The 23,540-nt window shown below is 72.2% G+C and carries 20 protein-coding genes; 7 read left to right on the top strand and 13 right to left on the bottom strand.

Annotated features, from left to right (window positions below; all coding sequences use genetic code 11):
• The first annotated feature begins 81 nt into the window (after nucleotides 1–81).
• From ACGFS9_RS12550 to ACGFS9_RS12570, 5 genes are all read left to right on the top strand, one after another.
• Nucleotides 82–1,410 (top strand): DUF2252 domain-containing protein, encoded by a 1,329-nt coding sequence (locus ACGFS9_RS12550; protein ID WP_393252665.1) that lies wholly within the window; start codon nucleotides 82–84, stop codon nucleotides 1,408–1,410.
• A gap of 126 nt (nucleotides 1,411–1,536) precedes the next feature.
• Nucleotides 1,537–2,223 carry a hypothetical protein gene (locus tag ACGFS9_RS12555; RefSeq protein ID WP_393252667.1) on the top strand — a complete coding sequence of 229 codons (687 nt, stop codon included), beginning with the start codon at nucleotides 1,537–1,539 and terminating at the stop codon, nucleotides 2,221–2,223.
• 85 nt (nucleotides 2,224–2,308) lie between these two features.
• Nucleotides 2,309–3,133, top strand: coding sequence for a thioredoxin domain-containing protein (locus tag ACGFS9_RS12560; RefSeq protein ID WP_393252669.1), 825 nt, complete (start codon nucleotides 2,309–2,311; stop codon nucleotides 3,131–3,133).
• A gap of 384 nt (nucleotides 3,134–3,517) precedes the next feature.
• Nucleotides 3,518–3,862: a hypothetical protein gene (locus tag ACGFS9_RS12565; protein ID WP_393252671.1), complete on the top strand. Its 345-nt coding sequence runs from the start codon at nucleotides 3,518–3,520 to the stop codon at nucleotides 3,860–3,862.
• Between the two features lie 322 nt (nucleotides 3,863–4,184).
• Nucleotides 4,185–5,855, top strand: coding sequence for an alkaline phosphatase D family protein (locus tag ACGFS9_RS12570; protein ID WP_393252673.1), 1,671 nt, complete (start codon nucleotides 4,185–4,187; stop codon nucleotides 5,853–5,855).
• A 28-nt stretch (nucleotides 5,856–5,883) separates the two neighbouring features.
• On the opposite strand, the gene ACGFS9_RS12575 is transcribed toward ACGFS9_RS12570, so the two are convergent.
• Nucleotides 5,884–6,453 carry a dienelactone hydrolase family protein gene (locus ACGFS9_RS12575; RefSeq protein WP_393252675.1) on the bottom strand — a complete coding sequence of 190 codons (570 nt, stop codon included), beginning with the start codon at nucleotides 6,451–6,453 and terminating at the stop codon, nucleotides 5,884–5,886.
• Nucleotides 6,454–6,639: 186 nt separating this feature from the next.
• On the opposite strand from ACGFS9_RS12575, the gene ACGFS9_RS12580 reads away from it, so the two are divergent.
• Nucleotides 6,640–7,800 (top strand): mechanosensitive ion channel domain-containing protein, encoded by a 1,161-nt coding sequence (locus ACGFS9_RS12580; protein ID WP_393252676.1) that lies wholly within the window; start codon nucleotides 6,640–6,642, stop codon nucleotides 7,798–7,800.
• A gap of 180 nt (nucleotides 7,801–7,980) precedes the next feature.
• Here the strand turns inward: ACGFS9_RS12580 and ACGFS9_RS12585 are convergent, their stop codons facing one another.
• The 5 genes from ACGFS9_RS12585 to ACGFS9_RS12605 all read right to left on the bottom strand — a co-directional run bounded on the left by ACGFS9_RS12585 (nucleotide 7,981) and on the right by ACGFS9_RS12605 (nucleotide 13,139).
• Nucleotides 7,981–9,573, bottom strand: a complete 1,593-nt coding sequence (locus tag ACGFS9_RS12585; protein WP_393252678.1) for a Na+/H+ antiporter — start codon at nucleotides 9,571–9,573, stop codon at nucleotides 7,981–7,983.
• Between the two features lie 109 nt (nucleotides 9,574–9,682).
• Nucleotides 9,683–10,207, bottom strand: a complete 525-nt coding sequence (locus tag ACGFS9_RS12590; RefSeq protein WP_393252679.1) for a GNAT family N-acetyltransferase — start codon at nucleotides 10,205–10,207, stop codon at nucleotides 9,683–9,685.
• The gene (locus ACGFS9_RS12595; RefSeq protein WP_393252681.1) at nucleotides 10,204–11,148 is read right to left on the bottom strand and encodes an RluA family pseudouridine synthase; all 945 of its coding nucleotides are present in this window, start codon (nucleotides 11,146–11,148) and stop codon (nucleotides 10,204–10,206) included. Before ACGFS9_RS12595 ends, ACGFS9_RS12590 begins: the two co-directional genes overlap by 4 nt.
• A 95-nt stretch (nucleotides 11,149–11,243) precedes the next feature.
• Nucleotides 11,244–11,924, bottom strand: coding sequence for a signal peptidase II (lspA, locus tag ACGFS9_RS12600; protein ID WP_393252683.1), 681 nt, complete (start codon nucleotides 11,922–11,924; stop codon nucleotides 11,244–11,246).
• 249 nt (nucleotides 11,925–12,173) lie between these two features.
• On the bottom strand, nucleotides 12,174–13,139 hold the full coding sequence (locus ACGFS9_RS12605) for a TraR/DksA family transcriptional regulator (RefSeq protein WP_393252684.1): 966 nt from the start codon (nucleotides 13,137–13,139) through the stop codon (nucleotides 12,174–12,176).
• Nucleotides 13,140–13,844: 705 nt separating this feature from the next.
• On the opposite strand from ACGFS9_RS12605, the gene ileS reads away from it, so the two are divergent.
• The gene (gene ileS / locus ACGFS9_RS12610; protein WP_393252686.1) at nucleotides 13,845–16,988 is read left to right on the top strand and encodes an isoleucine--tRNA ligase; all 3,144 of its coding nucleotides are present in this window, start codon (nucleotides 13,845–13,847) and stop codon (nucleotides 16,986–16,988) included.
• Between the two features lie 443 nt (nucleotides 16,989–17,431).
• Here the strand turns inward: ileS and ACGFS9_RS12615 are convergent, their stop codons facing one another.
• The 7 genes from ACGFS9_RS12615 to ACGFS9_RS12645 all read right to left on the bottom strand — a co-directional run bounded on the left by ACGFS9_RS12615 (nucleotide 17,432) and on the right by ACGFS9_RS12645 (nucleotide 23,531).
• On the bottom strand, nucleotides 17,432–18,658 hold the full coding sequence (locus ACGFS9_RS12615; RefSeq protein ID WP_393252688.1) for a DivIVA domain-containing protein: 1,227 nt from the start codon (nucleotides 18,656–18,658) through the stop codon (nucleotides 17,432–17,434).
• Between the two features lie 46 nt (nucleotides 18,659–18,704).
• Nucleotides 18,705–18,989 carry a YggT family protein gene (locus tag ACGFS9_RS12620; RefSeq protein ID WP_028803186.1) on the bottom strand — a complete coding sequence of 95 codons (285 nt, stop codon included), beginning with the start codon at nucleotides 18,987–18,989 and terminating at the stop codon, nucleotides 18,705–18,707.
• 53 nt (nucleotides 18,990–19,042) lie between these two features.
• Nucleotides 19,043–19,684 (bottom strand): cell division protein SepF, encoded by a 642-nt coding sequence (locus tag ACGFS9_RS12625; RefSeq protein ID WP_393252690.1) that lies wholly within the window; start codon nucleotides 19,682–19,684, stop codon nucleotides 19,043–19,045.
• Nucleotides 19,685–19,813: 129 nt separating this feature from the next.
• Entirely contained in the window at nucleotides 19,814–20,533 is a 720-nt protein-coding gene (locus tag ACGFS9_RS12630; RefSeq protein ID WP_393252692.1) for a YggS family pyridoxal phosphate-dependent enzyme, read from the bottom strand.
• Nucleotides 20,534–20,539: 6 nt separating this feature from the next.
• Nucleotides 20,540–21,277: a peptidoglycan editing factor PgeF gene (gene pgeF / locus ACGFS9_RS12635; RefSeq protein WP_393252694.1), complete on the bottom strand. Its 738-nt coding sequence runs from the start codon at nucleotides 21,275–21,277 to the stop codon at nucleotides 20,540–20,542.
• Complete coding sequence (ftsZ, locus tag ACGFS9_RS12640) at nucleotides 21,274–22,470, bottom strand: cell division protein FtsZ (protein ID WP_393252695.1); 1,197 nt, start codon at nucleotides 22,468–22,470, stop codon at nucleotides 21,274–21,276. Before ftsZ ends, pgeF begins: the two co-directional genes overlap by 4 nt.
• Before the next feature lie 275 nt (nucleotides 22,471–22,745).
• Nucleotides 22,746–23,531, bottom strand: coding sequence for a cell division protein FtsQ/DivIB (locus ACGFS9_RS12645; protein WP_393252697.1), 786 nt, complete (start codon nucleotides 23,529–23,531; stop codon nucleotides 22,746–22,748).
• Nucleotides 23,532–23,540: the final 9 nt, after the last annotated feature.

Raw genomic sequence — 23,540 nt, forward strand, 5'->3', positions numbered from 1 at the left:
AACGGGCGGGCACCCTTGCCCTGGGCGCGGCGCGTCCGCGCCCTCATGTCCCGCACCACCCGCACCAGGAGGCACCCAGCGATGTCGGTTCCGCAGCTCAACGACGAGCACCGCGGCGAGGAGATCCTCGCCGTGTTCGACACCGCCTTCGGCGAGCTCCTGGCCGCCGATCCGGCCGCGTTCCGCGTGAAGTTCCGCAAGATGGCGGCCTCGGCCTTCGCCTTCTACCGCGGCACGGCCGGCCTCTTCTACCACGACCTGGACCAGGAGAAGCGGGGCGGCCCGTACCTGGACGAGCGCACCTCGCGCGTGTGGATCCACGGCGACCTGCACGCGGAGAACTTCGGCACCTACATGGACGCCCAGGGCCGCCTGATCTTCAACGTGAACGACTTCGACGAGGCCTACGTCGGTCCCTTCACCTGGGACCTCAAGCGCTTCGCCGCCTCCGTGGCCCTGCTCGGGTACGCGAAGGCGCTCAGTGACGACCAGATCACCGAGCTGGTCCGGATCTACGCCCGGGCCTACCGCGAGCGCGTCCACGCCCTCGCGACGGGCGCCAAGGACGACGAGGTGCCGCCCTTCACGCTGGACACCGCCGAGGGCCCGCTGCTCGGCGCGCTGCGCGCGGCCCGCTCCCTCACCCGCTTCGAGCTCCTCGACTCGATGACCGAGATCCGCGACTTCGAGCGCCGCTTCGCCTCGGGCGGCGGTTCCGTCGAGCTGGACGCGGCCACCCGGTACAAGGTCCTCGCGGCCTTCGACGGCTACCTGGAGACGCTTCCGGAGTCCTCGCTGACCCGCCCCGACTCCTACCGCGTGAAGGACGTCGTGGGCCGCCGCGGCATCGGCATCGGCTCCGCGGGGCTCCCGTCGTACAACATCCTCCTGGAGGGCAACAGCGACGCCCTGGAGAACGACGTGGTGATCTACATCAAGCAGGGGCAGATCCCCGCCGTCTCCCGGCACATCACCGACTCCGCCGTCCGGGAGTACTTCCGGCACGAGGGGCACCGGACGGTGATCTCCCAGCGCGCCCTCCAGGCGCACGCCGACCCGTGGCTGGGCTGGACCGAGCTGGACGGCGCGGGCCAGCTGGTGGCCGAGGTCTCGCCGTACGCGGTGGACCTCGACTGGAGCGACCTCGACGACCCCGAGGAGATCGCCGCGGTCGTCGCGGACCTCGGCCGGGCCACCGCGGCGATGCACGCGGCGGCGGACGACGAGAGCGGCCACTCGGAGCTGGTGCCGTTCTCCACGGAGCGGGCCATCGACGCGGCGATCGCCGGCGACGAGGACGGCTTCGCCGATCTGCTGGTGGACTTCGCCCACGCCTACGGCTCCCGCGCCCGCTCCGACCACCAGATCTTCGTGGACCTGTTCCGCAACGGACGCATCCCGGGCCTGTAGCCGGGACCGGTCCCGGGCCGCGGCGGCCCGGGACCGGCTCCGGGTCGCCGCAAGACAACACTCCCGTAACGCACAGCCACCCTTTAGGGAGCTCTTACGGCAGCACGTGGGAGACTCACCTCCGCAATGGACATATCCGGGATCAGGCTGAGAGCCGTACGCGCGGCGGTGTTCACGGCAGTCGTCGTGACCCTGTCCGCCGCGTCGCACGTGCTGCTGTCCCGGGCCCCGCTGCCGCTGGCCACGGTGGCCGCCATCGGCGCCGCCGTGTTCGCCGCGGCCTTCGCGCTGGCGGGCCGCGAGCGCGGCTTCGGCCCGATCGCCGCCCTGCTGGTCCCGCTGGAGCTGGCCGCCGACACCGTCTTCACCACGGGTCAGCACCTCTGCTACGGCAGGGCGGGCGGTCCCGTCGCCGGCCCGCTGCGCTCGGTCGGCTTCGACATCCTGTGCGACGGCGGCAGTGTCGGCACCCCGCTGTCCCGGGTCGCGGGCGGCGCGCCCGACCGTGCCGCCGCCCTGCTCACGGACGCCGACCCGGCCGCCGCCTGGCTGCTGCTCGGCGCGCACGTCTGCGTCGGCCTCCTCGCCGCGGCCTGGCTGCGGCGCGGCGAACGGGCCCTCGGCCAACTCCTCGGCGCTGTCGCCGCCTCGACGTTCCGGCCGCTGCTGCTGGCCGTCGCCGCGGTGGCGGTGCGCCGCACCCCGGCCCGGCCGCTGCCGCGCACCCCGCACCGGGCGTCCGCCGCGCGCACGCTCCTGTTCGTGCACGCCCTGGGGCGGCGCGGGCCGCCGCGCGCGACCGCTCTTCTCTGACCGCCCGGACACCAGGTCCGAGCGGGGCTCCCTCACATCGTCCGCGCGCGTCGTCCGCGCGCGTCCCCACACGGAGACACCCATCATGAGCAAGCGGAACAGCCAGGCGGCGAAGACGGCGGCGCGCGAGCGCCTGCGCCTCGAACGCGAGCGCCAGGCCAAGCGCGACAAGACCAAGCGCCAGGTGATCGTGGCCGGCTCCATCGTCGCGGTCCTCGCGATAGCGGGCGGCATCGGGTACGCCGTCACCCAGGCCAACAAGCCCACCGGCTGGGATGCGGTGAAGAAGCAGAAGCTGGTCAAGCCCGCCAACAGCACGGGGGCGGACGGCACGACCGTCGTCATCGGCAAGAGCACCGCCAAGAAGACCCTCGTGATGTACGAGGACCCGCGCTGCCCGGTCTGCGCCCAGTTCGAGCAGACGGTCGGCCCGACGGTCAAGAAGGACCTCGACGCCGGCAAGTTCAAGATCCAGTTCGTCGGCGCGTCGTTCATCGACAACAACATCCCGGGCGAGGGCTCCAAGAGCGCGCTGAGCGCGCTGGGCGCGGCCCTGAACGTCAGCCCCGAGGCCTTCCTCGAGTACAAGACCGCTCTCTACTCGCCCAAGTACCACCCGAACGAGCAGGAGGACAAGTTCAAGAGCGACGCCTACCTGATCAAGGTGGCGAACAGCGTGAGCGCCCTCAAGGACAACACGGCGTTCCAGAACGACGTGAAGAAGGGGACCTACGACAAGTGGGCCCTGGTGATGAGCGACAAGTTCAACGAGGACGGCAAGAAGTACGGCTTCCAGGGGACCCCGACGCTGGTGATGGACGGCAAGACCGTCACCGGTGGCGACGGCAAGAACGCCCCCATGTCGGTCGCCGAGTTCGACACCGCGATACAGAAGGCCCTCGGCTCCTAGTTCCGCGGCCACCGACAGGGGAGGCGTCCCGGACCGTTCAGGTCCGGGACGCCTCCCCTTCGTTCGTCGACCCACAGGTCGGGCGGCCAGGGGTGCGCCCCGTTGACCGATCCGCCCTCAAGGCCCGCGCGCCGGCCGTCGGCGCCGAGGGGGAATCCCCGCCACGGCCACCCTGAGCGTTCCGGTGTCCCGGCCGTCCCGGATCGTCCGCCGCGGGACGGCGACGCCGCGTCCCCCGGCGGGATGCGCGGCACGGACGTCCCGCCCCGCCCCGCCGGGGAACATATCGGCCAGATGTTTTCCGGAAACCCTGTGGTCGGCGCCGTCGGCGGCCGGTTGAATCGGGATTCGTAAGATGATCTTGATGAGAGAACGGGGACGCACATGGGATTCCACAGGAAGCTGGCCGCCACCCTGGGAGCGACGGCGCTGGCCGTGAGCGGCGTCGCGGTGAACCTGGCCGCCGCGGGCACGGCGGCCGCCGCGGCCTGCGATCACGTGTCGGCGAGCGACATATCCAACGGGGTCGTCGTGGTCGTGGGCGGCGCGAAGGCGTACAAGGAGCCCGCGTCGAAGTGCACGGCGGTGATGAGCATGGCGCCGGGCCACAACCTGAACGCCTGGTGCTACACCGTCAACAGCTACGGCAACCAGTGGGTCCGCGTGAACGAGGGGTGGATCTACAACGGACATGTGGCTCTCAAGTCGGGCTCGGTGAAGCACTGCTGACCGGCGTCCGCGCCGGCTGACGATCCGGCCGGCGCCGCGACCGCCCGGAGCGCCCCTCGGAATCCCTCAACGGGTCCGGGTGGGCGCTTCGGCGCGACGGGGGCGGCACGCCGTGAACCATCCGCGGCATGACGCATCTCACGGTCCGCTTCGGCGGGAGGACCGGCGGCGGGGTGGGGCGCCGCCGGCCGGCGGCGGTCCGGAACGGCGCCCGACGCGCGCTCGATGCCGATGTGAAGTCCCCGGGAACCCGAACCGAACAAAAAGCACACCTGGCCGTCCACTCGCGCACAGGGCGTACTGATCAGTAATCTGATGCGCCGTGACCAGTCGACACAGATCATCCGACCTCGCGGGCGCCCTCGACTCCCGCGCTCCGCGCCGCCGTTCGGTCGTCAAGGCCGCGGCCGCCACCGCCGTACTCGCCGGCCCGCTCGCCGCCGCGCTGCCCGCGCACGCCGCGACCGAGGCCCCCGCCTTCCTGCACGGTGTCGCCTCCGGCGACCCGCTGCCCGACGGCATCCTCCTCTGGACCCGGGTGACCCCCGAGCCCCGGGCCATACCCGGCTCCGGGCTCGGCGCCGACACCGAGGTGAGCTGGACCGTCGCGGCGGACAGGGCCTTCACCACGATCGTCGCCCAGGGCTCCACCACCGCGACGGCCGCCTCCGACCACACCGTCAAGGCGGACATCCGCGGTCTGCGGCCCGCCACGGACTACTGGTTCCGCTTCTCCTGCGGCGGCACCGTCTCCCCGGCGGCGCGTACCCGCACCGCGCCGGCGGCCGACGCGGCGGTGTCCGGACTGCGCTTCGGCGTGGTCTCCTGCGCCAACTGGGAGGCGGGCTACTTCTCGGCCTACCGCCACCTCGCCGCGCGCAACGACCTCGACGCCTGGCTGCACCTGGGCGACTACATCTACGAGTACAAGTCCGGCGAGTACGGCACCCGCGGCACCGTGGTGCGTCCGCACTCCCCCGCCAACGAGATCCTCACCCTCGCCGACTACCGCACCCGGCACGGCCGGTACAAGACCGACCCCGATCTCCAGGCCCTGCACCTGAAGGCACCCGTGGTCGCGATCTGGGACGACCACGAGTTCGCCGACAACTCCTGGTCCGGCGGCGCCGTCAACCACACCGAAGGCGCCGAGGGCACCTGGGCGGCCCGTCAGGCCGCCGCCAAGCAGGCCTACTTCGAGTGGATGCCGGTCCGCCCGGCGATCGCCGGCACCACCTACCGCAGGCTGCGGTTCGGCAAGCTCGCCGACCTCTCGCTGCTCGACCTGCGCTCCTTCCGGTCCCAGCAGGCGTCCACCGCCAGCGGCGCGGTCGACGACCCGGACCGCACGATCACCGGCCGCGCGCAGCTCGACTGGCTGAAGACCGGACTGAGGGCCTCGGACACCACCTGGCGTCTCGTCGGCAACTCGGTGATGATCTCGCCGTTCGCGGTGGGATCGCTCTCCGCGGACCTGTTCAAGCCGCTCGCCAAGCTGCTCGGGCTTCCCCAGGAGGGCATCGCCCTCAACACCGACCAGTGGGACGGCTACACCGACGACCGCCGCGAACTGCTCGCGCACCTGCGGTCCAACGCGATCCGCAACACCGTGTTCCTGACCGGCGACATCCACATGGCGTGGGCCAACGACGTTCCGGTGGACGCCGGGACGTACCCGCTGTCGGCGTCGGCGGCGACCGAGTTCGTGGTCACCTCGGTCACCTCCGACAACCTCGACGACATCGTCAAGGTCCCCGAGGGCACCGTCTCCGCGCTCGCCTCACCGATCATCCGCGCGGCCAACCGGCACGTCCACTGGGTCGACACCGACCGGCACGGCTACGGCGTACTCGACATCACGCCGGCCCGCGCGCAGATGGACTACTACGTCCTCTCCGACCGCGCGAACCCCGACGCGACCTCGTCGTGGGCCCGTTCGTACCGCACCCGCAGCGGCACGCAGCGGGTCGAGCGGACCTACGACCCGGTGTAGAGCGCGGCCGCGGCCGGGCCCGTTCCGGCTACAGGCTGTCGAGGAAGCCGAGTGCCACCTTCCAGGTGGCCTCGGCCGCCTCGGCGTCGTGGTCGGGGAGAGCGGGGTCGGTGTAGAGGTGGCCGGCGCCCGGATAGCGGTAGACCTCGACGTCCGCGCCCGTTCTGCGCATCCGGAGGTACCAGGCGCTCAGCCAGTCGTCGGTCTCGAACGGGTCCGGCTCGGCGACATGGAGCTGGACCGGCAGTTCGTCCACGGACGCGTTCTCCGCGATGTCCGAGGTGCCGTGCAGCAGGAGCAGTCCGCGCGCCTTCTCGTCCCCGAGCGCGAGGGTCTGCGCCACGGACGCGCCGAGCGAGAAGCCCGCGTAGACCAGGCCCCGGTCCGAGTAGGGCGCGGCGGCCAGCACCGCGCGCTTGAGCAGCTCGGCCCTGCCGATCCCCTCGTTGAAGGCCATGCCGTCCTCCACGGTCTCGAAGGTGCGCCCCTCGAAGAGGTCGGGCGTCCACACCTCGTGTCCCGCGGCCCGCAGCCGGTCCGCCGCCTCGCGCACCGCGGGGCGCAGACCGTACGTCGAGTGGAAGAGCATGATGTCCATGGGTTCCATGGTGCCAGCCGGAGCCGGCCGCACCGGACCGCGGCACCGGACGGCGCCCCCGCGGGGTCCGCGGGTGCCCGGATCGGCCCCGGACGAGCGACGTATGCCACACCGGACGGGGGGCCTACCCCGTACCGTCCCGAGAACACATGTTCATCGCCGGGCGCGGTCGGTTACGTTCTCTGGATGGAGAACGTACTGCGCCCGGTGATCGTCGTCGGCGGCTCGGTCGTGCTCGCACTGCTCATCGGATGGTTCGTGGACCATCTGTTGCGTCGGGTCAACGACCGGCACAGCGAGACCTCCCTGTGGGGTCTGCTGCGTCGCGGCCGCATCCCCTTCCAGCTCGTCCTGTTCGCCGCCCTGCTCAGAGGCTCGTACGCGGAGGCACAGCTTCTGGTCGAGCACCGGACGGGTGTCGGCCGGACCCTGACCTTGATCCTCATCGGGGCCGCCGCCTGGCTGGTGGTGAGCATCACGAGCGCCGTCGTCGAGACCTCCTACACCCGCTACGCCGCCACGCACCGCGACCCGGCACGGGTACGCCGGGTCCGCACGCAGGTCACGCTGATACAGCGCGTGGTGACCGCCGTGGTCGGCGTGGTCGCGGTCTCCGCGATGCTGCTGACCTTCCCGGCGATGCGCGCCGCCGGTGCCTCGCTGCTGGCCTCGGCCGGAATCCTCGGCATCGTCGCCGGTGTCGCCGCCCAGTCGACGCTGTCGAACCTCTTCGCCGGTCTCCAGATCGCCTTCGGCGACATGGTGAGGATCGGGGACACCGTCGTGGTGGACGGCGAGTGGGGCACGATCGAGGAGATCACCCTCACGTTCCTCACGGTGCTCACCTGGGACGAGCGCCGGATCACCATGCCGGTGTCGTACTTCACGTCGAAGCCGTTCGAGAACTGGTCGCGCCGCACACCGCAGATGACGGGCATCGTCTTCCTGCACGTGGACCACTCCGCCCCGGTGGAGGCGATGCGCACCAAGCTGCGGGACATCCTGCGGGAGTGCCCGGCCTGGGACGGCCGCAACTACGGGCTCGTCGTCACCGACTCGACGCCCAGCACGATGGAGGTGCGCGCCCTGGTGACCGCGAAGGACGCGGACGACATCTGGACGGTCCGCGTCACGGTCCGCGAGCAGCTGATGCGCTGGCTGGCCGAGCAGCATCCGTACGCGCTGCCCCGGGTCAACGCCGCCGAGGCCGTGCTCCCTCCGGGGCAGGCGCGGCGGACGGGCCGCGCCGACCTCGACGGCACGGACGGCGTGGCCGCCCGCTCCAGCCACAACCGCCACGGCCACAGCCACCACGAGATGCCCCGCACCGGCCCCGGCCGGGGCTGACCCGGCCGCCGGAGACCCGCCCGGAGCACACGCGGGGAGCGCGGGCCCACCGGGGCCGCGCTCCCCGTCGCCGTGCCGGGGCCGCCCTGCCCCCCGGCGGGCGCCGGGCCGGCCCGCGGACGACCCGGCTCCGGCCCGCCTCCGCGGCCGGGGCCGGGGCCGGCGGTCAGCGGTCAGCGGTCAGCGCAGGCTGCGTACGTCGAGATGGCGCAGGACCCGGTCCACGATCTCCGGATCGGCGCCCGGCTCGCTGCGCGCGGCCAGCACCTCGTGCCGGGCAGCGCTCATCATCTCCGCCTGGATGCGCCGCATCCGCTTGACGCGCCGGAGCCGCTTCTCGTGGCCCTGGCCCTCGCGCCGCTCCTCCTCCCCGAGGTCGGGGCTGATCCGCACGCCGATCTCGAAGGCGCGGCGCAGCAGTTGCTCGGAGACCTCCTCGGGGAGTTCCTCGGTGTCCTCGATCTCCCGGAGCCGCTTCTTCGCGGCCTTGGCGGCCCGCGCCGCCAGCTCCTTCTCGAAGGCCTTCTCGACGTCCACGTCGGCCCGCACCCCGAGTCTGCGGACCAGCCACGGCAGGGTGAGGCCCTGGACCAGCAGGGTCGCCATGATCACGCCGAAGGCGATGAACACGATCTCGCTCCGGTCGGGGAACGGCGATCCGTCGTCCATCTCCAGCGGAATGGCGAGGGCGAGGGCCACGGACGCCACCCCGCGCATCCCGGCCCACCACATCACGACGGTCTCCCGCCAGGACGTGGGGATCTCCTCGTCGTAATCCCGCTTCGCGTGCAGCCGCTTGGTCAGCCAGGTCGCCGGCAGCAGCCAGGCCAGGCGAACGAGGACGACCACGGCGACGATCGCGCCGGCCCAGCCGAGCATCTCGCCCCAGCGGCCGGCGGCCGTCCGCAGCGCGTTGTGCAGTTCGAGCCCGATCAGCCCGAAGGCGACCCCGGTGACGAGGGTGTCGACGACGTCCCAGACGGTCGAGCCGGCCAGCCGGGTCATGACGGCGTCCGCGTCGCTGGCGTACTCCGAGAGGAAGACGGCGGTGGTCAGCACCGCGAGCACGCCGGAGCCGTGCAGTTCCTCGGCCAGCACGTACGAGGCGAACGGGACCAGCAGGGTCAGCCCGATCTGGAGGGTGGTGTCGTCGAGCAGCGACATCAGTTTGTTCGTGGCCCAGCCCAGCGCGACACCGACGGCGACCGCGACGACGGCGGAGAGCACGAGGTCGAGCCCGGCCCGCCAGGGCGAGAACGTCCCGCTGACCGCGGCGGCGATGGCGACGTGGTAGAGCACGATGGCCGTCACGTCGTTGAAGAGGCCCTCGCCCTCCAGGATCGACACCAGGCGGCGCGGCAGGCCCAGCTGACCGGCGACGGCGGTCGCGGCGACCGGGTCGGGAGGGGCGACGAGGGCGCCGAGCGCGAAGGCGGCGGCGATCGGCAGGCCGGGCACGATCGCGCTCGCGACGGCCGCCACGACGAGCGTGGTGACGAACACCAGCGCCACGGCGAGCAGGAAGATCGGCCGCCGGTTGGCGGCGAACTGCCGCCAGGAGGTGCGCCGCACCGCCGCGTAGAGCAGCGGCGGCAGCAGCGCGGGCAGGATCAGGTCCGGCGGGATGTCGACGTTCGGGACGAAGTCCGGCAGGGCCAGGGCGATGCCGAGCAGCGTCATCAGCACCGGCGAGGGCAGCCCGAGGCGTTCTCCCACCGGGACACTGACCACGGCCCCGAGCAACAGCACGAACAGCAGGGCCAACTGATCCACGGTCAGCGCTCCGGCGGGGTCGGGACGATCACGGGTGATCCGGACCCCCAGCCTGCCACGTCACCCGCACCATCCCTGCTCACAGGGCCAGGCGTCGCAGCGGCATGCGTCACACGGCCGGACGCCCCAGGGCCTTGCGCATCGAGCGGTGCGGGATGCCCGCGTCGGGGAACTCCGGGCCGTACGCGACGTACCCCAGCCGCTCGTAGAAGCCGAGGGCGTGCGTCTGGGCGTGCAGGTCCACCGCGGACAGGCCGTGCGCGCGTGCGGCGTCCTCGATGGCGCGGACGAGGGCGGCGCCGACGCCGAGCCCGCGCGCCGCGCGCGTCACGGCGAGCCGGCCCAGCGAGCCCACGGCCGGATCGCCGCCGGTCTTCGCCGCCGCCGCGGCGCCGTGCAGCAGCCGCCCGGTGCCGAGCGGCACGCCGTCCGCGCGGACGGCCAGCACGTGCAGGGCCCCGGCGTCGTAGGCGTCGTACTCGATGTCCTCCGGCACCCCCTGCTCGCCGACGAAGACGTCCTTGCGCACCCGGAAGCAGGCCTCGCGGTCGGCGGCGTCCTCGGCGACCCGCACCTCGACGCCGCCCGGCTCCGGCTCGGGGGCGCCGGCCCCCGCCCCGTCCCGGGCGCTCACACGTAGCTCTCCGCGCGGACCGTGTCGAGGGCCCGCTGGAGATCCTCCGGGTAGGCGCTCTCGAACTCCACCCGGCTCCCGTCGCCGGGGTGCTCGAAGCCGAGGCGCTTGGCGTGCAGCCACTGGCGGGTGAGGCCGAGGCGCTTGGCGAGGGTGGGGTCCGCTCCGTAGGTCAGGTCGCCGACGCAGGGGTGGCGGTGGGCGGACATGTGGACGCGGATCTGGTGGGTGCGCCCGGTCTCCAGCTTGATGTCGAGCAGGGAGGCGGCCCGGAAGGCCTCGATCAGGTCGTAGTGGGTGACGGAGGGCTTGCCCTCGGCGGTGACCGCCCACTTGTAGTCGTGGTTCGGGTGCCGGCCGATGGGCGCGTCGATCGTGCCGCTGGTCGGGTCCGGGTGGCCTTGGACGAGCGCGTGGTAGCGCTTGTCGACCGTCCGCTCCTTGAACTGGCGCTTCAGCGACGTGTACGCGTACTCGGACTTGGCGACGACCATCAGGCCCGAGGTGCCCACGTCGAGGCGGTGCACGATGCCCTGGCGCTCCGCCGCGCCGGAGGTGGAGATCCGGTAGCCGGCGGCGGCGAGGCCGCCGATGACCGTCGGGCCGGACCAGCCGGGGCTGGGGTGGGCGGCCACGCCGACCGGCTTGACGATCACGACGACGTCGTCGTCGTCGTGGACGATCTCCATGCCCTCGACGGGCTCGGCGACGATCTGCACGGGCGCGGGGGCCTGCGGCATCTCGACCTCCAGCCAGGCGCCGCCGTGCACCCGCTCGGACTTGCCGACGACCGAGCCGTCGACCGCGACCTTCCCCGCCGCGGCCAGCTCTGCGGCCTTCGTGCGGGAGAAGCCGAACATGCGGGAGATGGCGGCGTCGACGCGCTCGCCCTCCAGACCGTCGGGCACGGGCAGGGTACGGATCTCGGGAACGGTGCTCACCCGTCGAGTATGCCGGACGGCCCGGACACCCCCGGACCACGGTCCGAACACGCGTACCGGGGCCGCGGGGGACACGGCCCGGCCGGCGCCGCCGGTCAGTCCTTGTGGACGGTGCCGTCCGGGTCCAGGCCGCGGAAGGAGAGCAGGACGATCAGGATGCCGCCGCACACGATCGCCGAGTCGGCGAGGTTGAAGACCGCGAAGTGCTTGGGGGCGATGAAGTCGACGACCGCGCCCTCGAAGACGCCCGGCGAGCGGAAGATGCGGTCGGTCAGGTTGCCGAGCGCGCCGCCGAGCAGCAGGCCGAGGGCGATGGCCCACGGAACGCTGTACAGCTTGCGGGCGAGCCGGGCGATGACGACGATCACCGCGGCGGCGATCACCGTGAAGATGACGGTGAACGCCTCGCCGAAGCCGAAGGCCGCGCCCGCGTTGCGGATCGCCTCGAACCTGAGCCAGTCGCCGACGATCTCGATCGGGTCGTGGTGCTCCAGCTTCGCCACCACGATCATCTTGCTGACCAGGTCGAGCGCGTAGGCGAGGACGGCGACCGTGAAGAGCACGGCGATCTTGCGCCGCCCCCGGGGCCGCTCGGCCGTCTCCTCCCCCGCGGACACGGTGGAGGCGTCCGCGCCGGACCCGGGCCGCTCGGCCGGGGCCCGGTCCTCGCCGCCGGACGATGCGCCCGGCGCCGCCTTGCGGCCGGACTGCTCCGGCTCGGCAGACGCCGCCCCAGGGATGCCCGGCGTACCCATGATGCGTTCCGCCTCTGCCACGTGAGTGAGTCCCTCGACCTAGGTTCCTGACTGAGGACGAGGGTACGGCACGCCCCCGCGGGCCCCCGTGCGCAGGCGCCTCGCGCACGCGCGCGCGTGCCCCGGCTCACCCGTCCGGGAGACGGGACCGGCGGACGCGGTCCCCGCTCCCCCGGGCGGGCGCCGTCACGCAGCGTGCCGGCGGCGGTGTGCCGCGCCCGCGACCCGGCGGTGCGGGGGCGGCGCCGCCGGCCGTACCGCCGGGTCGCCTCAGTGCCGGCGTTCCTGCTTCTGCTTGCACTCGACGCACAGCGTGGCGCGCGGGAACGCCTGCATCCGGGCCTTGCCGATGGCGTTGCCGCAGTTCTCGCAGAGACCGTAGGTGCCCGCGTCGAGCCGCTGGAGTGCCCGCTCGGTCTGCTCCAGCATCTCGCGGGCGTTGGAGTTCAGGGCCATCTCGTGCTCGCGCGTGATGTTCTTCGTGCCGGTGTCCGCCTCGTCGTCGCCCGCACCGTCGCCGGAGTCGCGCATCAGCCCGGCGAGGGCGGCCTCCGAGGACGAGATCTCGGCGCTGAGCCGCAGCGCCTCGGACTGGAGCTCCGCGCGGGCCTCGTCGACCTCCTCGGGGGTCCAGGGGTCCTCCCCGGGGCGCACGGCGAGTTCGCCGGATTCCGGCGCGGCGAGCCGCGCCTTGGGAACCGCGGTGGCCTTCTGCGCGGCCGTGGCCGTGCCGGGCGTCTTCTTCGCAACCACTGGCGTGGCTCCTGTCGTCTCCGCGGCCTCCGCCGCGCCCTCGGCCGCGGACGCGGCCGTCTTCCTGGCCCTGCCGGCGCTCTTGCGCGCCGTGGCCGCCGTCTTCCCCGACGCGGCCTTCCCGGACTCCCGCTTCTTCTCGGCGGCCGGTGTCCTCGCGGCCGCCGCCGTCTTCCCGCCGGGAGCCTTCTTCGCCGCCGGCTTGCGGGCGGCGGTCTTCCCGGTGCCGGACTTCTTGGCCGCGGTCTTCTTGGCCGCGGTCTTCTTCCCAGCGGCGGTGGACCGCGCCGCCGTCGTCTTCGTCGTGGCCGTCGTGCCCGCACCGCCGTCCTTCGCGGCGCCCTTCGGCGTGTCCTTCCCGCCGTCGGCCGCTCTCGCGGTCACGGCGTCGCCCTGCGCGGTCCCGGCCGGCACGCTCGTGGCGGTCACCGTCTTCGCGGTGGCCGTCGCGGCCGGGGTCACTGTCCTGGAGGTCGTTGTCACCGGTTTCGCCTCGCTCGTAGCAAAAGCCCCCTGCGCGCCCTTCCCCCCGCCCGCGCCGTGGGCCGCCGCACCCGTGGGTCCGCCGGACGCCGACTGCTGTACGGCGGTCTTCTTCGCCACCATGGCCGCGGCCCCTTCACATTTTGTGATCTTGCTCGCGCGTCGTGCTGGGACGATAAATCGACTTCTTGCCCGCGGCAACGGGGCACGCCCGCGCTTCCCCCGCCGCACGGGTCCCGCAGGGCCGGCATGCAAGCGTTGTGCCCAGCTCCCCGCCCGGTAATCCGCCGGAACCGGTGTCCCGGCATCCGGACGGCCGCCCCCACGCCATTCGGGTAGCGGAGGCGGGGGCGCCTGCGCCCGCGAAAACCGGTCGGCCGGCGTCCCCGCGGCGCCGTACACTGGGCGCAGCGAGAAGCGTGGATGGGGACGAGTAGCGGCGTACGCGGCCAGGAGCGACCCGGGGACGGTGGAAGCCCGGGGGCCAGCGCGACGTGAAGATCACCCCGGAGCCGCCGGCAGAACGCCCCGTGGGGCCAGTAGACCCGGCATCGCGACCCCAATGAGGGGGCTCTCCCGGGCGAACGGCGCACGGGCGGGCCAAGGAGGGTGGTACCGCGGGAGCGCGCCGCACACGGCGTCCGCAGCAACAAGGCTCTCGTCCCTCCGACGGAAGGCAGAAAGTCCGTTGGAGGAAGCTCGCCGATGACAGCGCCGACGTACCGCCAGGTGCCCGCCCAGGTCGACCTGCCCGCCCTCGAGCACGCCGTGCTCGACTTCTGGCGCGAGCAGAAGATCTTCGCCAAGAGCCTCGACCAGTCCGAGGGCCGGCCGGAGTGGGTCTTCTACGAGGGCCCGCCCACCGCCAACGGCATGCCGGGCGCCCACCACATCGAGGCGCGCGTCTTCAAGGACGTCTTCCCGCGCTTTCGCACCATGCGCGGCTACCACGTGGCCCGCAAGGCCGGCTGGGACTGCCACGGCCTCCCCGTGGAGCTCGCGGTGGAGAAGGAGCTGGGCTTCACCGGCAAGCAGGACATCGAGGCGTACGGGATCGCCGAGTTCAACGCGCAGTGCCGTGAGTCGGTGACCCGGCACACCGACGCGTTCACCGAGCTGACGAACCGCATGGGCTACTGGGTCGACCTGGACGACGCCTACCGGACCATGGATCCCGAGTACATCGAGTCCGTCTGGTGGTCGCTCAAGGAGATCTTCGACAAGGGGCTGCTGGTCCAGGACTACCGGGTCGCGCCCTGGTGCCCGCGCGACGAGACGGGGCTGTCCGACCACGAGCTGGCGCAGGGCTACGAGACGATCGTCGACCCCTCCGTGTACGTCCGCTTCCCGCTGACCTCCGGTCCGCTGGCCGGCCGCGCCTCGCTGCTGGTGTGGACGACCACGCCGTGGACCCTCGTGTCCAACACCGCCGTCGCCGCGCACCCCGGCGTCACGTACGTCGTCGTGACGGACGGCGAGGAGCAGCTCGTCGTCGCGCAGCCGCTCGTCGAGAAGGCGCTCGGCGAGGGCTGGGAGCCCACGGGCGAGTCCTTCACGGGCGCCGAGATGGAGCGCTGGACGTATCAACGTCCTTTCGAGCTCATCGAGTTCCCCGAGGCCGCCCACTTCGTGGTCAACGCCGAGTACGTGACGACCGAGGACGGCACGGGCCTGGTCCACCAGTCCCCCGCCTTCGGCGAGGACGACCTCAAGGTGTGCCGCGCGTACGGCCTGCCCGTGGTGAACCCGATCCGCCCGAACGGCACCTTCGACGAGAGCGTCCCCCTCGTGGGCGGCGTCTTCTTCAAGAAGGCGGACGAGAAGCTCACCGAGGACCTCCAGGAGCGCGGCCTGCTGTTCCGGCACGTTCCGTACGAGCACAGCTACCCGCACTGCTGGCGCTGCCACACCGCGCTGCTGTACTACGCCCAGCCGTCGTGGTACATCCGCACCACGGCCGTCAAGGACCGCCTGCTGGCGGAGAACGAGGGGACCAACTGGTTCCCGGAGTCCGTCAAGCACGGCCGCTTCGGCGACTGGCTGAACAACAACATCGACTGGGCGCTCTCGCGCAGCCGGTACTGGGGCACCCCGCTGCCGCTGTGGCGCTGCGAGGAGGGGCACCTCACCTGCGTCGGCTCGCGCGCCGAACTGACCGGGCTGACGGGCACCGACCAGTCGGAGCTCGACCCGCACCGCCCGTTCATCGACGCGGTCACCTTCCCGTGCCCGCAGGACGGCTGCGGTCTGACGGCGACCCGCGTCCCGGAGGTCATCGACGCCTGGTACGACTCGGGTTCGATGCCGTTCGCGCAGTGGGGCTACCCGTACAAGAACAAGGAGCTGTTCGAGAGCCGCTACCCGGCGCAGTTCATCAGCGAGGCCATCGACCAGACGCGCGGCTGGTTCTACACGCTGATGGCCGTCGGCACCCTGGTCTTCGACAAGTCCTCGTACGAGAACGTCGTGTGCCTCGGCCACATCCTCGCCGAGGACGGCCGCAAGATGTCCAAGCACCTGGGCAACATCCTCCAGCCGATCCCGCTGATGGACCAGCACGGCGCCGACGCCGTGCGCTGGTTCATGGCGGCGGGCGGCTCCCCCTGGGCGGCCCGCCGCGTGGGCCACGGCACGATCCAGGAGGTCGTCCGCAAGACGCTCCTCACGTACTGGAACACGGTCGCCTTCCAGGCGCTGTACGCCCGCACCGCGGGCTGGGCGCCGAGCGCGGCCGACCCGGCTCCGGCCGAGCGTCCGGTCCTGGACCGCTGGCTGCTCTCCGAACTGCACGCGCTGACCGACCAGGTCACCCAGGCCCTGGAGTCCTACGACACGCAGCGGGCCGGAAAGCTGCTGTCGGCGTTCGTCGACGACCTCTCGAACTGGTACGTGCGCCGCTCCCGGCGCCGCTTCTGGCAGGGCGACAAGGCGGCGCTGCGCACCCTGCACGAGGTCGTGGAGACCGTCACGCGTCTGATGGCCCCGCTGACCCCGTTCATCACCGAGCGGGTCTGGCAGGACCTGGTGGTGCCGGTGTCTGCGGACGCGCCCGAGTCGGTCCACCTGTCGTCCTGGCCGGAGGCGGACCTGTCCGCCGTGGACCCGGAGCTGTCCCGCCAGATGCTGCTGGTCCGCCGGCTCGTGGAGCTCGGCCGGGCCACGCGCGCGGAGTCGGGCGTCAAGACGCGTCAGCCGCTGTCCCGGGCGCTGGTCGCCGCGACGGGCTTCGACACGCTCGACGCCGAACTGCACGCGCAGATCACCGAGGAGCTGAACGTGAGCTCCCTCGCGTCGCTCTCCGAGGTCGGCGGATCGCTGGTCGACACCACCGCCAAGGCCAACTTCCGGGCCCTGGGCAAGCGGTTCGGCAAGAGGGTGCAGGCGGTCGCGAAGGCCGTCGCCGAGACCGACGCCGCCGCCCTGTCCCTCGCGCTGCGGGCCGGCACCGCGTCGGTGGAGGTGGACGGCGAGACCGTCACCCTGGCACCGGACGAGGTGATCATCACCGAGACCCCGCGCGAGGGCTGGTCGGTGGCCTCCGACTCCGGCGCCACGGTCGCCCTCGACCTGGAGATCACCGAGGAGCTGCGCCGGGCGGGCCTGGCCCGGGACGCGATCCGGCTCATCCAGGAGGCGCGCAAGAACAGCGGCCTGGACGTCGCCGACCGCATCGCGCTGCGCTGGACCTCCGCGGACCCCTCGGTCGTCTCCGCGCTGGGCGAGCACGCCGCCCTGATCTCCGACGAGGTCCTCGCGACCGACTTCGCCCAGGGCGAGGCCGACGGCGGCTACGGCGAACCGTTCACCGACGAGGGACTGTCCCTGACCTTCCGGCTGCGCAAGGCGTAGCCGGCGGGCGCCCCGCGAGAGACGCGGGGCCCGTCGCCCGAGGGCCCGGGGCCGCCAGGATGTCCTGGCGGCACCGGGCCCTCGGCCGTGTCCGGCGCCTCGCCGCCGCTCCCGCCCCCCGTCCCGGCCCGCCCGTCCCGCCGCCGTCCCGGCCGTCGTTCCGGGCGGCCGGAGCGGCCCCTCCGGTCCGGACGCTGTAGGGCCTCCACCCCCGACGCGGCCGGTGGGGCCGCGCGGCCCGAGGCCCGGGCCGGCCGGATACCCGGCGCCCGCGTCCCGGCGGGGCGCCGGCCGCCCGCGGGCAGAGCCGTCCCGCCCCGCTCCCCCACGGGCGGCACCACCCCCTACCCGGGCTCCGGGCACGCCAAAAGGGCGGAGCCCCCGGATAACCGGGGGCTCCGCCCTGAACGCTGCCGACGCCCTGAGAGGCGTGCTTCAGGCCGTCAGTTGTCGTCCTCGTCGATGAGGAACCCGCGCATCGGCGAGGGCGCCTGCTGCATCGGCGACGGGCCCTGGGGCCGCACCGGAGCCATCGGCTGGGTCATCGCCGGGGACATCTGCTGCTGTCCGCCGTAGGAGGGCGCGGAGGGGGCCGGGCCACCCATGCCCCCCTGGTTGCCGCCGCCGTAGGACGGGGCACCGGCACCCGCCGGAGCCATGGACGGCGCCGAGGAGGACGGCAGCGAGGCCGTGGCCGGGGTGCGCGGCGGGGCGAGCGAGTCGTCCGCCTGCGTCTCCAGCTGGCGCAGCTGGGACTCCAGGTAGGACTTCAGCCGCGTGCGGTACTCGCGCTCGAAGCCGCGCAGGTCCTCGACCTTGCGCTCCAGCGTGGCGCGGGCGGACTCCAGGGAGCCCATCGCGACGCGGTGCTTCTCCTGCGCGTCCCGCTCCAGGGCGTCGGCCTTGGCACGGGCGTCCCGCTCCAGGCCCTCGGCACGGCTGCGGGCCTCGCCGACGATCTTGTTGGCCTCGGAACGGGCCTCGGCGATCGCCTGGTCGGCGGTCTGCTGGGCCAGCGAGAGAACACGGGCGGCGCTGTCGCCGCCGGGTCCGCCCTGCTGCGGCATCTGCGGACCGTGACCGCCCATGGGGCCGCCCATCGGACCGCCCATGGGGCCGCCCATCTGCTGCATCTGCTGCATCTGGCCGGGTCCCTGACCCATCGGGCCGCCCTGGCCCATCGGACCGCCCTGACCCATCGGGCCGCCCTGGCCCATCGGACCACCCTGGCCCATGGGGCCCTGGCCCATCGGACCGCCCTGGCCCTGCTGGCCGCCCTGGCCGCTGGGACCGGCGGGCAGCTGCGGAGCACCGCTGGGCAGCTGGGGCGGGCCACCCATGGGGCCGCCCATCTGCTGCTGCGGCGGGCCCGATATGCCGGCGGGCACGGGGGCGCCCGGGCCGCCGCGCATCCCCTGCGGCGGACCCTGCTGGCCCTGCTGGTCCTGCTGCTCGGGCGGCTTGCGCATCCCCTGCTGCTGCTGGTTCTGCGCGGCCGCGCGCGTAGCGGCGGCCAACTTGGCGCGCAGGTCCTCGTTCTCGCGGAGCAGGCGCGTCAGTTCGGCTTCGACCTCGTCGAGGAAGGCATCGACCTCGTCCTCGTCATAGCCTTCTCGGAGGCGGACGGTCGTGAACTGCTTGTTCCGCACGTCCTCGGGGGTCAACGGCATCTCTTCACCTCAACGTAGTCGTCGGCATTCGGCAAGACCGTATCGTTCACAGCCGGCTCACGACGGAGATCAGGATGTAGACGATGATCATCAGTACGAAGAAGGACAGGTCAAGCGCCACGCCCCCGAGACGCAGCGGCGGAATGAACCGCCGCAGAAGCTTGAGCGGTGGATCGGTGACAGTGTAGGTGGCCTCCAGAACGACCACCATCGCCTTGCCGGGTTGCCATGAGCGGGCGAACTGGAAGACGTAGTCCATGACCAACCGGAAAATCAGCACGATGAGGAAGCACATCAGCGCGATGTAGAGAACCTGCCCGACCACGCTCATGATCCCGTGCTTCCCTCTCCCCTGTTTTCCCTGCGGTGTTCCGGTCCTGCGTCTCAGCTCTGGTTGAAGAACCCGCCCTCTGCGATGCGGGCCTTGTCCTCCGCCGTGACATCGACGTTAGCAGGCGACAACAGGAACACCTTCTGCGTCACCCGCTCGATGCTGCCGTGGAGACCGAACACCAAACCGGCCGCAAAGTCGACAAGTCGCTTCGCGTCGGTGTCGTCCATCTCGGTCAGATTCATGATCACCGGGGTGCCCTCACGGAAGTGTTCCCCGATGGTACGGGCCTCGTTGTAGGTCCGGGGGTGCAGCGTGGTGATCCGGTACGGCTCTCGTTCGGACACGACCTTGGGCATGATCACCGGGGCGTTCTTCTCCAGGGGCTGACGTTCTTGTGTGATGGATGCCACGGGGGCGATCCGTGCCGGACGGCCGGACTCCGCGGCGAGCGGGACGGGGTGCGGCACCGGGTCGCGCGGAGCGGCGGGCTGCACCACTCGTACCGATTCGTCCCGTTGGGACGAGTGCGCCTGATGTGCCTGGTGGGGCGGCTCGTGCCGTCGCCGGTCCCGCTCGGGCTCCGGGTCGAGCTCGGGCTCGAAGTCGTCGTCGGGGTCGAATCCCCTGCCGTCGTACCCATCGTCCTCCACGAGGCCGAGGTAGACCGCCATCTTGCGCATCGCGCCGGCCATGCTCTGAGTCCTCCGCTCTGTGGTGGATCGGCTGACGAACTGCCAAGTGCCCGCGATCCACGAGGTCGTTGTGCCCGCCTGCGGCGGAAATGACCATATTTTCTGCTGTGGTCCGACTTCTTGGCGACGTTACCCGAGCCTGGGTCGGACTCCGAGTACCGCAGTACCGACGCGTACATGTGTCGCTCCGGCTGCCACGGCCTGTTCGAGGTCCGAGCTCATCCCTGCCGAGACCATGTTCGCAGCCGGATGGGCCCGGCGCAGGACAGTCGACAAATCCATCAGCCGCTCGAACGCCGCACCCTGCCGCCCCGCGTAGGCGCCGGTGAGGGGGGCGACGGTCATCAGTCCGTCGAGCCGGAGCCCGGGGGCGTCCGCGACGAGATCGGCCAACTCCTCGACCCCGCCGGTCCCCACCCCTCCGCGCTCGCCCCGGCCGCGCTCCTCCGCGTCCAACGCCACCTGGATCAGGCAGCCGAGTTCGCGCTCCGCGCGGACCGCCTCCCTGGAGAGGGCCGTGACGAGCCGCGCCCGGTCGACGGACTGCACGACGTCGGCGTACCCCACCACGGAGCGGACCTTGTTGGTCTGCAACTGCCCGACGAAATGCCAGGTGAGCGGCAGATCGGCGCATTCCGCCGCCTTCGGCGCGGCGTCCTGGTCCCGGTTCTCGGCCACGTGCCGCACCCCGAGTTCCGAGAGAATCCGCACATCGCCGGCCGGATACGTCTTGGTGACCACGACGAGGGTCACCTCTTCCCGCTTGCGGCCGGCGTCGACGCAGGCCGCCGTGATGCGGTCCTCCACTGTCGCCAGGTTCCCGGCGATTTGAGCCTTACGGTCCGTCATGCCCCATCAGTCCAGCCAGACATAGCCCGCGAGCCGCCCCGTGGTGCGGTCCCGTCGGTACGAGAAGTGGTCCTCCGACTCGATCGTGCAGACCGGCGACTGCTCCCGGTCGCGCACGCCGAGCCGTTCCAGCTGCGCGTGCACCCCCGCGGTCACGTCGACCGCCGGGGTCCCCCAGCTCGTCTCGGCCCAGGCCGCCGGCTCGACGGCGGCGACCTCGGCACGCATCGCGTCCGGTACCTCGTAGCACCGGCCGCAGACCGCGGGACCGGTGCGGGCGACGATCCGGGCGGGGTCGGCGCCGAGTTCCGCCATGGCCCGGACGGCGGCGGGCACCACACCCGCGACCATGCCCGGCCGCCCCGCGTGGGCCGCACCCACCACCCCGGCGACCGGATCGGCGAGCAGGACGGGGGTGCAGTCGGCGGTGAGCACGGCGAGCGCCAGTCCGCGCCGCGCCGTCACGAGCGCGTCGACGGACGGGATGTCGGCCGAGTCCCACGGGCCGTCGACCACCGCCACGTCGGCGCCGTGCACCTGGTTCATCCAGACGACCCGGTCCGGGTCGAGGCCGAGCGCCCCGGCCGCGAGGCCGCGGTTGGAGCGCACGGCCTCGGGGGCGTCGCCGACCGCCCCGCCGAGGTTCAGCTCCTCGTACGGAACGGCGCTCACCCCGCCCCACCGGTCGGTGAAGGCGAAGTGGGCGCCGCTCGCGTCGCTCGTTGCGGAGCGCTGTCCTATCACTTCAGGAAGTCCGGCACGTCCAGTTCCTCGGCCGCGCTGTCCGAGTAGGAACGGGACGGCGGGACCGGCGGGGAGACCGGCAGCTCGGCGACCGGCTCCGGAGCGGGCTCCGGGGCGGCGGCCTCCTTGGGGGTGACGCTGCCGAGGGACCCGAAGGACGGGCGGCTCTCGGCGGGGCGCGACGGGGCCGGCTCCTCGCGGCGGGCCGAGGCCGAGCCGAGAACGTTGTCCCGCTTGGCCGGCGGCTGGCCGCCGTCGAACCCGGCGGCGATGACGGTGACCCGCACCTCGTCGCCGAGGGCGTCGTCGATCACCGCGCCGAAGATGATGTTGGCCTCGGGGTGTGCGGCCTCGCTCACCAGCTGGGCGGCCTCGTTGATCTCGAACAGGCCGAGGTCGGAGCCGCCGGAGATGGAGAGCAGGACCCCGCGGGCGCCGTCGATGGACGCTTCCAGCAGCGGGGAGGAGATCGCCATCTCGGCGGCGGCCACGGCGCGGTCGTCGCCGCGGGCCGAGCCGATGCCCATGAGGGCCGAACCCGCCTCGGACATCACGGACTTGACGTCGGCGAAGTCGAGGTTGATCAGGCCGGGGGTGGTGATGAGGTCGGTGATGCCCTGAACACCGGAGAGCAGGACCTGGTCCGCCGACTTGAAGGCGTCGAGGACCGAGACCTGGCGGTCCGAGATGGACAGCAGCCGGTCGTTCGGGATGACGATGAGGGTGTCGACCTCTTCGCGGAGTTCGGCGATGCCGTCCTCCGCCTGGTTGGCGCGACGCCGGCCCTCGAAGGTGAAGGGGCGGGTGACCACGCCGATGGTGAGGGCGCCCAGCGAGCGGGCGATGTTCGCCACGACCGGAGCGCCTCCGGTGCCGGTGCCGCCGCCTTCACCCGCGGTCACGAAGACCATGTCGGCCCCCTTGAGGACCTCCTCGATCTCCTCGCGGTGGTCCTCGGCGGCCTTGCGGCCGACTGCCGGGTTGGCTCCGGCCCCGAGGCCGCGCGTCAGTTCCCGGCCGACGTCGAGCTTGACGTCGGCGTCGCTCATCAACAGCGCCTGTGCGTCGGTGTTGATGGCGATGAACTCGACGCCCTTGAGACCGACCTCGATCATCCGGTTGATGGCATTGACACCACCGCCGCCGACACCGATGACTTTGATGACTGCGAGGTAGTTCTGCGGTGCTGCCACGTCGAAGGCCTCTCGCCTCGAGTTACGTGTCGTCGCCTCGCATGCTCGCGATCCGACGACTGATGCCGAATGGGACGGTCCGAACGCCGACCCGAACCCTAACGCTGAAGTTTAGGGTTACCAGTGTGTCTGTTCCCTGGACTCTTCCGAACAGGACACTAAGTCGACAAGTGGCGCACGTTCAACGAACACGCCGAACCTCCCGTTTTTCTTTTCACCCTATGTGATCAGCCATGTCACTGCCCAACCAGGGTGCTGGCCTGCACAGATGTGCGTCAACTCGCCGACGAGGCAGGGGCGGTGGGAGTACTCACATCGAAGTGCCGGGCCTTCGGATCGGCTTTCATGAGAGCGGTGAGTGCCGCGGCCTTGGCGCGGCCCTTCTCCCCGCTGCCCCACAGCACGGTCCGGCCGTCCGTCAACTCCAGCGACACGGAGTCGTAGGAACGGACCTCGACCACCCGGGTGTCGCGGGCGACGGCGGGCGGCAGGTCGGCGGCGATCCCGACCGCCTCGCGCACCAGCCGGCCGGCCGGGAAGCGGCGCAGCGACTCGATGCGGGACACGGCGAGTTCGAGTCTGGGCACCCCCTTGGGGGCGTCGGAGACGGTGGCGAACCGCACGCCGTCGCGGTCCACTTCGGTGAACTTCGTGTCCTTCGCGATCAGCAGGACCGGCTTGCGCTCGGTGACGTTCAGGTGGATGGCGTGCGGCCAGGAGCGGACGACGTCCACGGAGTCGATCCGCGGGAGGCCGCGCCGCAGCCGCGCCTCGATGGCGTCGGTGCCCACGGACGCCATCGGGGAGCCGACCGGTACGTCGGCGACCTCTCGCACCTGTCCGGCCGTCAGGACGCGTGTACCGGTGACCGACACCCGCTCCACCCGCAGCCAGGACGAGCCGTAGAGCACCCACAGCGCCGCGCCGGCGGTCACCGCCAGGGCGAGCACCAGGGCGATGAGCCTGCGCAGGCGGCGGAGCCGCCCGAGGAGGGGCGGCCGGGGCGGGCCGGACTCCAGCTTCTGCCGTTCACCGCGCTCGGCGGTCGTCGGTCCGGCCACGCTCCCTGC

Origin of the sequence: Streptomyces sp. NPDC048566 (genome assembly GCF_043199735.1) — a bacterium.
In the GTDB taxonomy this organism is placed as follows: domain Bacteria; phylum Actinomycetota; class Actinomycetes; order Streptomycetales; family Streptomycetaceae; genus Streptomyces.

Excerpts from the sequence above, each read along its gene's own strand:
- ACGFS9_RS12620 (WP_028803186.1), bottom strand. The coding sequence starts at position 18,989 with ATGAGCGTGGTCGGGCAGGTTCTCTACATCGCGCTGATGTGCTTCCTC.
- ileS (WP_393252686.1), top strand. The coding sequence starts at position 13,845 with ATGACAGCGCCGACGTACCGCCAGGTGCCCGCCCAGGTCGACCTGCCC.
- ACGFS9_RS12555 (WP_393252667.1), top strand. The coding sequence starts at position 1,537 with ATGGACATATCCGGGATCAGGCTGAGAGCCGTACGCGCGGCGGTGTTC.
- ACGFS9_RS12560 (WP_393252669.1), top strand. The coding sequence starts at position 2,309 with ATGAGCAAGCGGAACAGCCAGGCGGCGAAGACGGCGGCGCGCGAGCGC.
- ACGFS9_RS12630 (WP_393252692.1), bottom strand. The coding sequence starts at position 20,533 with ATGACGGACCGTAAGGCTCAAATCGCCGGGAACCTGGCGACAGTGGAG.
- ACGFS9_RS12625 (WP_393252690.1), bottom strand. The coding sequence starts at position 19,684 with ATGGCCGGCGCGATGCGCAAGATGGCGGTCTACCTCGGCCTCGTGGAG.
- ACGFS9_RS12565 (WP_393252671.1), top strand. The coding sequence starts at position 3,518 with ATGGGATTCCACAGGAAGCTGGCCGCCACCCTGGGAGCGACGGCGCTG.
- ACGFS9_RS12575 (WP_393252675.1), bottom strand. The coding sequence starts at position 6,453 with ATGGACATCATGCTCTTCCACTCGACGTACGGTCTGCGCCCCGCGGTG.
- ACGFS9_RS12580 (WP_393252676.1), top strand. The coding sequence starts at position 6,640 with ATGGAGAACGTACTGCGCCCGGTGATCGTCGTCGGCGGCTCGGTCGTG.
- ACGFS9_RS12550 (WP_393252665.1), top strand. The coding sequence starts at position 82 with ATGTCGGTTCCGCAGCTCAACGACGAGCACCGCGGCGAGGAGATCCTC.
- ACGFS9_RS12615 (WP_393252688.1), bottom strand. The coding sequence starts at position 18,658 with ATGCCGTTGACCCCCGAGGACGTGCGGAACAAGCAGTTCACGACCGTC.